Origin of the sequence: Pseudomonas folii (genome assembly GCF_014357575.1) — a bacterium.
Taxonomy (GTDB): Bacteria; Pseudomonadota; Gammaproteobacteria; order Pseudomonadales; family Pseudomonadaceae; genus Aquipseudomonas; species Aquipseudomonas folii.
Map to the genome: position 1 here is coordinate 1 of NZ_JACONW010000205.1, position 7,828 is coordinate 7,828.

The following is a 7,828-nucleotide window of genomic DNA, read 5'->3' on the forward strand; positions in this document are numbered from 1 at the left end:
AACAGCCAGTGCCCCGGACGGTTCGGTGATCGAGCGGGTGTCGTCGTAAATGTCCTTGATCGCCGCGCAGATTTCATCGGTGCTGACCGTGATCACTTCGTCGACGTAATGCCTGCAGATGTCGAAGGTGTACTCACCAATTTGCGCCACAGCCACGCCGTCGGCGAACAACCCCACCTGCTGCAGCACAACGCGCTCGCCGTAGGCCATGGCTTGTTGCAGGCAGTTGGAATCATCCGGCTCGACCCCGATGACCTTGATCTCCGGGCGCAGGTATTTCACGTAAGCCGCGATACCGGCGATCAACCCACCGCCGCCCACCGGGACGAAAATCGCGTCTAGCGGCCCCTGATGCTGACGCAGAATCTCCATGGCCACGGTGCCTTGCCCGGCAATCGTGTCTGGGTCGTCATAGGGATGGATGTAAACGAAGCCCATTTCTTCGACGAGTTTCAGCGAATGGGCCAGCGCCTCAGGGAAGGAATCGCCATGCAGCACCACTTTACCGCCCCGGGAACGCACGCCTTCCACCTTGATTTCAGGCGTGGTCTTGGGCATCACGATCGTCGCTTCGACGCCCAGGGTTTTCGCCGCCAGCGCCAGACCTTGCGCGTGGTTGCCTGCCGAGGCGGTGACCACACCCCGGGCCAGTTCTTCCGGACTGAGCTGCGCCAGCTTGTTATAAGCGCCACGAATCTTGAACGAGAACACCGGCTGCAAGTCTTCGCGCTTGAGCAGCACCTGATTTCCCAGCCGTTCGGAGAGCTGACGAGCGCCCTGCAACGGGGTTTCCACGGCCACGTCGTAGACGCGGGAGTTGAGGATTTTACGGGCGTAGTGATTGAGCAGGTCAGTCATCGCGTCGGCCCCTTGTAATGGGTGGCGATGCGCTGAGTCTGAGAAGCGAAGAGGGCGGTTTGAATGCTGATCATGTCTGACTCCCGGTTTACTTTTTTAGCCCAGGAGACAAGAAAAACCCGCCTCTTGGGCGGGTTGGGTGCACGCGTCGGCTAACCCGCCATGACTGGAATGGCGGTAATAATCTGGCCGACGAAATGCTTGGTTACGTTCATGGCCTGAAGATTATTGCGGATGCTTCGATCAAGTCAAGGCCTGCAATATCTGTCGTAGGACCGGCTTCAGCCGGGAGGAGGCCCGTAAAGTCACTACATCTTCATTGTTATAAATACCGCTTTCCCGGCTAAAGCCGGTTCTGCGGGAGTGGTTGCATCTTCTAAATTACGTTTGCCGAGACTCGTATGTTTAATGATCAAGTCATTTTTCCTTCACCTTGGCACTTTATGGTGAAGGCAGTGGTCAGTGAATGACGTCATTTAAAGAACAGCCAAGAGGGCACGCGTTATGGACGACTATCAAGAAGAACTGCTGGAATACAAAGCGTTTGAACTAGATCCGCCAGAGCCAGCGGATGATGCGACTGAGTTGTGAATGTTTGAGCCGACTCCTGTTCTGTAGGAGCTGCCGAAGGCTGCGAAAGCAATCTTCCTGACATACCGCTATCGCAGCCTTCGGCAGCTCCTACCGGGTGAGCGTTGCAGAATTAAACACTTCAACCCTGCCCACGCTGGCTACGCCGAAACTCCCCGGGCGTCTGGCTCGTCCAGCGCTTGAATGCTCGTTGAAACGCTTCGGCAGATGCGAAGCCGAGCAGGTAGGCAATCTCCCCGAATGCCAGATCGGTGTCGCGTATATAGGTCATCGCCAGATCACGCCGTGTGTCGTTGAGGATATTGCGAAAGCCTGTACCTTCCTCGGCCAGTTTGCGCCGCAAAGTCCAGGCCGGCAGTTTCAGTCTGGCAGCAATTTCCTCCAGATCCGGTTCCCTTCCCCCATTGAGTAAAGGCCCGAGCAGACGAGTGATGCGCTCTCGCAAGCTGCGGGTTCGGGTCAGTTGCTCAAGTTCCTTTTCACACAGCTGCAGCAGATGGGTCCAGGTACTGGGGCAATGCTGCGGGTTGCGCAGGCTCAACGTGTGCTGGTTCAGACGCAGCTGATTGGTGGCGGCGGCAAAGGCAATGGGCTGGAGGCTCAGGTCGGCATAATCGGTGGCATAGTCGGGCGCATCAAACTCAATCTCGATCTTTTCCGCACGCACTTCAGTTTCGCTGAGGCTGGAAAGTTGCTGCAGCCAGCTGGCGATAATCGAGTCCACCACGAAGCGGTTATAGCTGTTGTAGGGGCTGATCGAATAGAACCTCAACCAGGCACCTTCGGCGTCCTCGTGAAAATTCGACTGGCCGCGATAATTGGAACCGTACAGCGCTTCAAAGCGGATCAGCGTACGCGCGGCCTCGCGAACGGTAGGGGCTTGCGCCGCGGTCACACCTGCAAGACCGCACTGGCTGATGTGGCTCAAACGACCCATGCGCAAACCAAGGCCAGGCTGCCCGGTGAGTTGAATCGCGGCATGACCCAGGCGCATGTAACGCGGAATGGACAAACGCGCCTCGGCTTCGGCCAGTCTTGCCTGATCCAGACCATACTGCTCCAGCAATGGTTGCGGATCTTGCCCGAAACTGCGCACCGCATTGGCCAGACTGTGAACAAACCCCACCGACAGATCACCAAGACGAGTGGGCGATGGGGTCATGTTCATAACCAGATATTGATCAGGCGCGCGCCCAGGTGGACCTTGTCATCCGGCGATGGCTCGACGATGTGCTGGCCGTCGCGGCTGGCGAAACTGTGTCCCGAGCTGCCTTGATCCCACAACTGGCCACGCATGAACACACTGACCCCTGCTCTCGCGGTGCTGAGTGGCGCGTGGCTGGTCAGGGTCAGACGTTGCCACGCTTCACCCTCGGTAATATTGCCAGTGTTCAGCCCTGTTGCGCCGATCAGGTCCGGCGTGCGATAGCCGCGCCACGGGCTGGCCCAGTGGCCGGTGCCAATGACAAAGGCGGGCACTGCAATCAGCTCGACGCCCAGTTTATTCAGGCTGGCGTAATTGCCGGGGTACCAGCTGTCGCTGCCAATCAATATGCCCAGCTTTCCGGCGGGGGTGTCGAATACATTCAGGTCAGTGGCCGGGTGGACATAACGGCGTTGATAAGCCATTGGAAACAGCTGCCGTTGCGGCTGGCCGATGGGTTGGCCGTCGCTGCCGAACGTCACGCTGCTGTTATAGAGCGGGCCGCTGCCGAGCTTCAGTTTCCCGTTGTCGATGGCCGGTTCAGGCAGCACGATGGAGCCCGCAACCAGCGTGATGCCGAACTCCTTGGCCAGACCACCGAACAGCGTCTGATACTGCTCGGCCATACCGGTGGCTTTCATGCGCAGGTGTGCGTCGTCGAGCCGGTTGTCACCTTTGGCGCTGAGCACTGCCCCGAGGAATTTCAGCGGGTTGCTGAGGGATATCCAGGTCAGCGCCTCATCCATGCTGGCGGCCTGATAAACCTGATTTTTCTCGCCGCTGGCAACCAGCCAGGTGCCCACATGTTCGGGCAGCACGACGATGGTTCGGCTGTTGATCAAACCCTGCTCGCGAGCCTGTTGCAGATAGGCTGCAAGCTTGCGATGCAGGCGCTGGATACTTTGATAATCGGCGGGGAACAGTTCCGGTTGAATGCCGAGCAAATTGCCGCGCTCACCTGGTTGGCCTTCATCGACCACCAGTTTGATTCGCAGGTCGGACAAGTAATGTCCCACAGGGCGCTGCTCGGTCCAGAAGCCGTAGCCGACAAGCGCAGCCGTGAGTACGAAGCCAATGGCAATAGTGAAAAATGTACGCATAGGTAAATTGAAGTGCTGACAATCCCGAGTGGTGGCTGTGTAAGGTTATGTGTGCCGAGACTACGGGAAAACAACGGCTTAACGAACTTTTTTCCATCAATGCAGGGGTTTTCGTCGACGGGTATCAGTTCCATCACCACCGTAAGCAGCGCGCGGCATTGTCAATCGGGCAATACCCCATCGCAAATGTCTTTTCTATTCGCTAGAGTCGGGCCATATCACGTATTGGGCGAGTGTTCAGGGAAGCGTATGTCATCAGAGACCGAGTTTACCGACGAGAAAGTCAAACAGGCCTTGCAGGGCATCATCGTGCCGCCGCAACCCCAGATTCTGGTGGACCTGCAGATCGAGCAGTACATGCCGGACCCCGATCTGGCCGAGATCGCCCGCTTGATCTCTCAAGACCCCGGTATCGCAGGGGCGCTGCTCAAGATCGTCAACTCCAGCTACTTCGGTTTGAGCAACCGGATTTCGTCGATTCAGCGTGCTGTGAATCTGTTGGGCAGTCGTTCGGTGATCAACATCGTCAACGGCTTGTCCATTCGGGGTGGCATGAACGATGAGTCCATCGTGACCCTCAACCGTTTCTGGGACACCGCGCAGGACATCGCCATGACGTGCCTGGCACTGGCCAAACGGCTTGGCTCTCAGGCCGTCGATGAAGCCTACGCCCTGGGCCTGTTCCATGATTGCGGCGTGCCGCTGATGTACAAGAAATTTCCGGGCTACATGACGGTGCTGGAGCAGGGGTACGCAGGTGCCAGTGATCAGCAACGCATCGTCGACGTGGAAAACAAAGCCTTCAATACCAATCACGCCGTAGTGGGTTACTACACCGCCAAGGCTTGGCGGTTGCCGGAACACATGTCAACGACCATCGCCCGGCATCACAATGCCTACGCAGTGTTCAGTGATGACTCGGGGCAGCACAGTCAGGTCAAGAATCTGCTGTCGATTCTGAAAATGGCCGAACACATCTGCGAGTCCTACCGGATATTGGGCAAGGAAAGCGCCGATCACGAGTGGAATTCCATCAGCCACCTGGTACTCGATTATGTCGGCTTGTCCGAGTATGACTTTCAGGAGTTGAAGGCGAATATTCGGGAGTTGGGTGCGCGTTGAGACGCAATGCCTCGTGATGCGCCAAGAGGTTGACCAGCAGGAGCGACCCTGGTGTCCGTGACACCCCGCTGTCGCGCAGCAAACACGAACCTTGTAGGAGTGAGCTTGCTCGCGATAACGGTAGACCCGTTGAGAAGTTATCGTCTGGCCTGACGCTATCGCGAGCAAGCTCACTCCTACAGGATATGAACTTCAATCGATATTGCGGGGCCGCTCTCCAATCAACGCCGCCCCGTCCGGGTACTGACATCTACCCAAACCGCCAATACCAGAATGCTGCCCTTGACGATCATCTGCCAGTAGCTGTCCACGTCGAGCATGGACATGCCGTTATCGAGGCTGGTGATGACCAGCGCACCGAGGAGGGCGCCGTAGACGGTGCCGGAGCCGCCGCGCATGGAGGTGCCGCCGATGAAGCAGGCGGCGATGGCGTCGAGTTCGCCCATGCTTCCGGCAGAAGGCGAACCGGCCGCCAGGCGTGCGGTGTTGACCATGCCGGCGAGGGCGCACATCACGCCCATGATGCCGAAGATCCACAGTTTCACGGCCTGCACGTTGATGCCGGACAGTCGCGTCGCTTCCATGTTGCTGCCCACTGAATAGACCCGTCGGCCGAAGACTGTCTGGGTGGTGACGTAGCTGAATACACCCAGCAAAACTAGCAACAGCAGCACCGGCACGGGGATGCCGTCGTAGCTGTTGAGGGTCTGGACGAATCCGGCCAGCACCGCGCCGATCAACACCACGCGCAAGACGTCTCGCACCAGTGAATGCGCAGCGAGACCGTGGACGGCGCGATTGCGGCGTTGCTTCCAGGTCAGATAGAGCGTGAGTGCGAACAGCACGATGCCCAGCCCGGTGCCAACTGAATGCGGCAGATAGCCTTGCCCGACGTACACCAGTTCCGGCGATACCGGGGCGATGGTCGTGCCGCCGGTGATGCCCAGCAGAATGCCGCGAAACGCCAACATGCCGCCCAGTCCGACGATGAAAGACGGGATGCGCAGGTAAGCGGTCATGTAGCCATTGGCGAGGCCGATCATCAGCCCGCACAACGCGACAAGGCTGAGGTTTGCCAGCAGGGGGATGTGATAGACCACGTCAAGAATGGCCGCCAGTCCACCGAGCAGCCCAAGTAACGAGCCCACGGACAAATCGATCTCGCCACTGATGATCACCAGCACCATGCCGCAGGCAAGAATCCCGGTGATCGACATCTGCCGCAGTAAGTTGGACAGGTTGCGCGGGGTCAGAAATCCACCGTCGGTCTGCCAACTGAAGAACAGCCAGATGACCGCCACGGCGATGACCAGTGCGAGCATTTTGTAGCGTGTGAAGAGCTGTTTGACCTGATTCATCTACGCGGACTTCCGATCATTATTGTTGTTAGGGTCGGCGGTTTGACTGAGTGCTGCGGCGAGTAGCTGTTCCTGAGTGAGGTCGTGGTTGATGAAGTCTCCGCGCAGTTGACCTTCGCCAATGACCAGCACCCGGTCGGAGACACCGAGCACTTCAGCCAGCTCCGAAGACACCATGATGATCGACACGCCCGCAGCCGCCAGCGCTCCCATCAATTTATAAATCTCGTATTTGGCGCCCACATCCACGCCTCGGGTGGGCTCATCGAGAATCAGCACGCGGGGTTTGGTCAGCAGCATTTTTGCCAGAACGGCTTTTTGCTGATTGCCGCCCGACAGGCTGGTGATCGGCAGGAAGGGGCTCGCGGTCTTGAGGTGCATGCGCGAGATCTCCTTGTCGATGCTGTCCAGCTCGGCTTCGGCGTCAATGCGGGTCAGCCTGGAGTAAGCGTCCAGCACTGCCAGGGTAATGTTCTGGCCGACCCCCAGATCAGGAATGATGCCTTGGCGCTTGCGGTCTTCGGGGACCATGCACAGGCCGGCGCGAATGGATTTCAGCGGCGTGTGCGTGTCGATCAGTTTACCGTCCAGCCAGACTTCGCCCTCGTGGCGGCCGGGATAGGCGCCAAACAACGCCGAGACCAGCTCCGTGCGACCGGCGCCGACCAGCCCGGCTATACCGAGTATCTCGCCACGCTTGAGGACGAACGAAATGTCGTCGACCCGTTTGCGTTTCGGGTTGTCGACGTCGTAGCAGGTGACATGGCGCGCCTCGAAAATCACTTCGCCAATGTCATGGGGTTCGGTGGGATAAAGGTTGCTCATTTCCCGCCCGACCATCTGGGTAATGATCCGGGTAATGTCCATGTCTGCCATCGCAGTGGTGGCGATGTGTTTGCCGTCACGGATCACTGAAATGGTGTCGCACACAGCCGCGACTTCATCGAGCTTGTGGGAGATATAGACGCATGCAACGCCCTTGGACTTGAGGTCGCGGATGATATCCAGCAGGACCTCGATTTCCGAGCGGGTCAGCGCTGATGAGGGCTCATCAAGGATCAACAGTCGCGCCTGCTTGTTCAGCGCCTTGGCGATTTCCACCAGTTGCTGATAGCCACCGCCGTATTGGGAAACCGGCAATGAGACATTCATGTCCGGGACTTTCAGCTCGCGCATCAGGGCTTCGGCGCGGCGGGTCATGGCGGGGTAGTTCATACGCCCGCCAAACAATGTCAGCTCATGGCCCATGAAGATGTTCTCGGTCACTGACAGGTCCGGCACCAGGGTCAGTTCCTGGTGAATAATGACGATCCCGGCAGCTTCGGTTTCGCTGATCGACTGCGCCTTGAGCGGCTGGCCGTCCCAGAGGATTTCGCCTTCCCAGGTACCGAACGGATAGACCGCCGACAGCACTTTCATCAGCGTGGATTTCCCCGCGCCATTCTCGCCACACAGTCCGACACATTCCCCGGGCCTGACCTTGATATCAATGCCATTGAGGGCTTTTACCCCGTCGAACGTTTTGACGATGCCATTCATTTGCAGCAGATAGTCGGACATGGCGAGTGCTCAAAATAAGCGAGTGCGGACTGCAG

Annotated in this window: 6 protein-coding genes; 1 reads left to right on the forward strand and 5 read right to left on the reverse strand. The window is 58.2% G+C overall.

Features of this window, described 5'->3' with window-relative positions; all coding sequences use genetic code 11:
* The 3 genes from ilvA to H8S59_RS24945 all read right to left on the reverse strand — a co-directional run.
* The coding region (gene ilvA, locus H8S59_RS24935; protein WP_425504606.1) for a threonine ammonia-lyase, biosynthetic at positions 1-858 on the reverse strand (858 nt) is incomplete at its 3' end.
* 712 nt (positions 859-1,570) lie between these two features.
* Positions 1,571-2,611 carry an AraC family transcriptional regulator gene (locus tag H8S59_RS24940; protein ID WP_187523154.1) on the reverse strand — a complete coding sequence of 347 codons (1,041 nt, stop codon included), beginning with the start codon at positions 2,609-2,611 and terminating at the stop codon, positions 1,571-1,573.
* A 2-nt stretch (positions 2,612-2,613) separates the two neighbouring features.
* Positions 2,614-3,753, reverse strand: a complete 1,140-nt coding sequence (locus H8S59_RS24945) for a carbon-nitrogen hydrolase family protein (RefSeq protein ID WP_187523155.1) — start codon at positions 3,751-3,753, stop codon at positions 2,614-2,616.
* Between the two features lie 249 nt (positions 3,754-4,002).
* Here H8S59_RS24945 and H8S59_RS24950 point away from each other — a divergent pair, with 249 nt between their 5' ends.
* The gene (locus H8S59_RS24950) at positions 4,003-4,875 is read left to right on the forward strand and encodes an HDOD domain-containing protein (RefSeq protein WP_095093361.1); all 873 of its coding nucleotides are present in this window, start codon (positions 4,003-4,005) and stop codon (positions 4,873-4,875) included.
* A gap of 221 nt (positions 4,876-5,096) precedes the next feature.
* Here H8S59_RS24950 and H8S59_RS24955 read toward each other — a convergent pair whose 3' ends face one another.
* Positions 5,097-6,233: a sugar ABC transporter permease gene (locus H8S59_RS24955; RefSeq protein WP_095093357.1), complete on the reverse strand. Its 1,137-nt coding sequence runs from the start codon at positions 6,231-6,233 to the stop codon at positions 5,097-5,099.
* Positions 6,234-7,793 (reverse strand): D-xylose ABC transporter ATP-binding protein, encoded by a 1,560-nt coding sequence (gene xylG, locus H8S59_RS24960; RefSeq protein WP_187523156.1) that lies wholly within the window; start codon positions 7,791-7,793, stop codon positions 6,234-6,236.
* Between the last annotated feature and the right edge of the window lie 35 nt (positions 7,794-7,828).

Coding starts and splice junctions, on each gene's coding strand:
- H8S59_RS24945 (WP_187523155.1), bottom strand. CDS start 3,753: ATGCGTACATTTTTCACTATTGCCATTGGCTTCGTACTCACGGCTGCG.
- H8S59_RS24940 (WP_187523154.1), bottom strand. CDS start 2,611: ATGACCCCATCGCCCACTCGTCTTGGTGATCTGTCGGTGGGGTTTGTT.
- H8S59_RS24950 (WP_095093361.1), top strand. CDS start 4,003: ATGTCATCAGAGACCGAGTTTACCGACGAGAAAGTCAAACAGGCCTTG.
- xylG (WP_187523156.1), bottom strand. CDS start 7,793: ATGTCCGACTATCTGCTGCAAATGAATGGCATCGTCAAAACGTTCGAC.
- H8S59_RS24955 (WP_095093357.1), bottom strand. CDS start 6,233: ATGAATCAGGTCAAACAGCTCTTCACACGCTACAAAATGCTCGCACTG.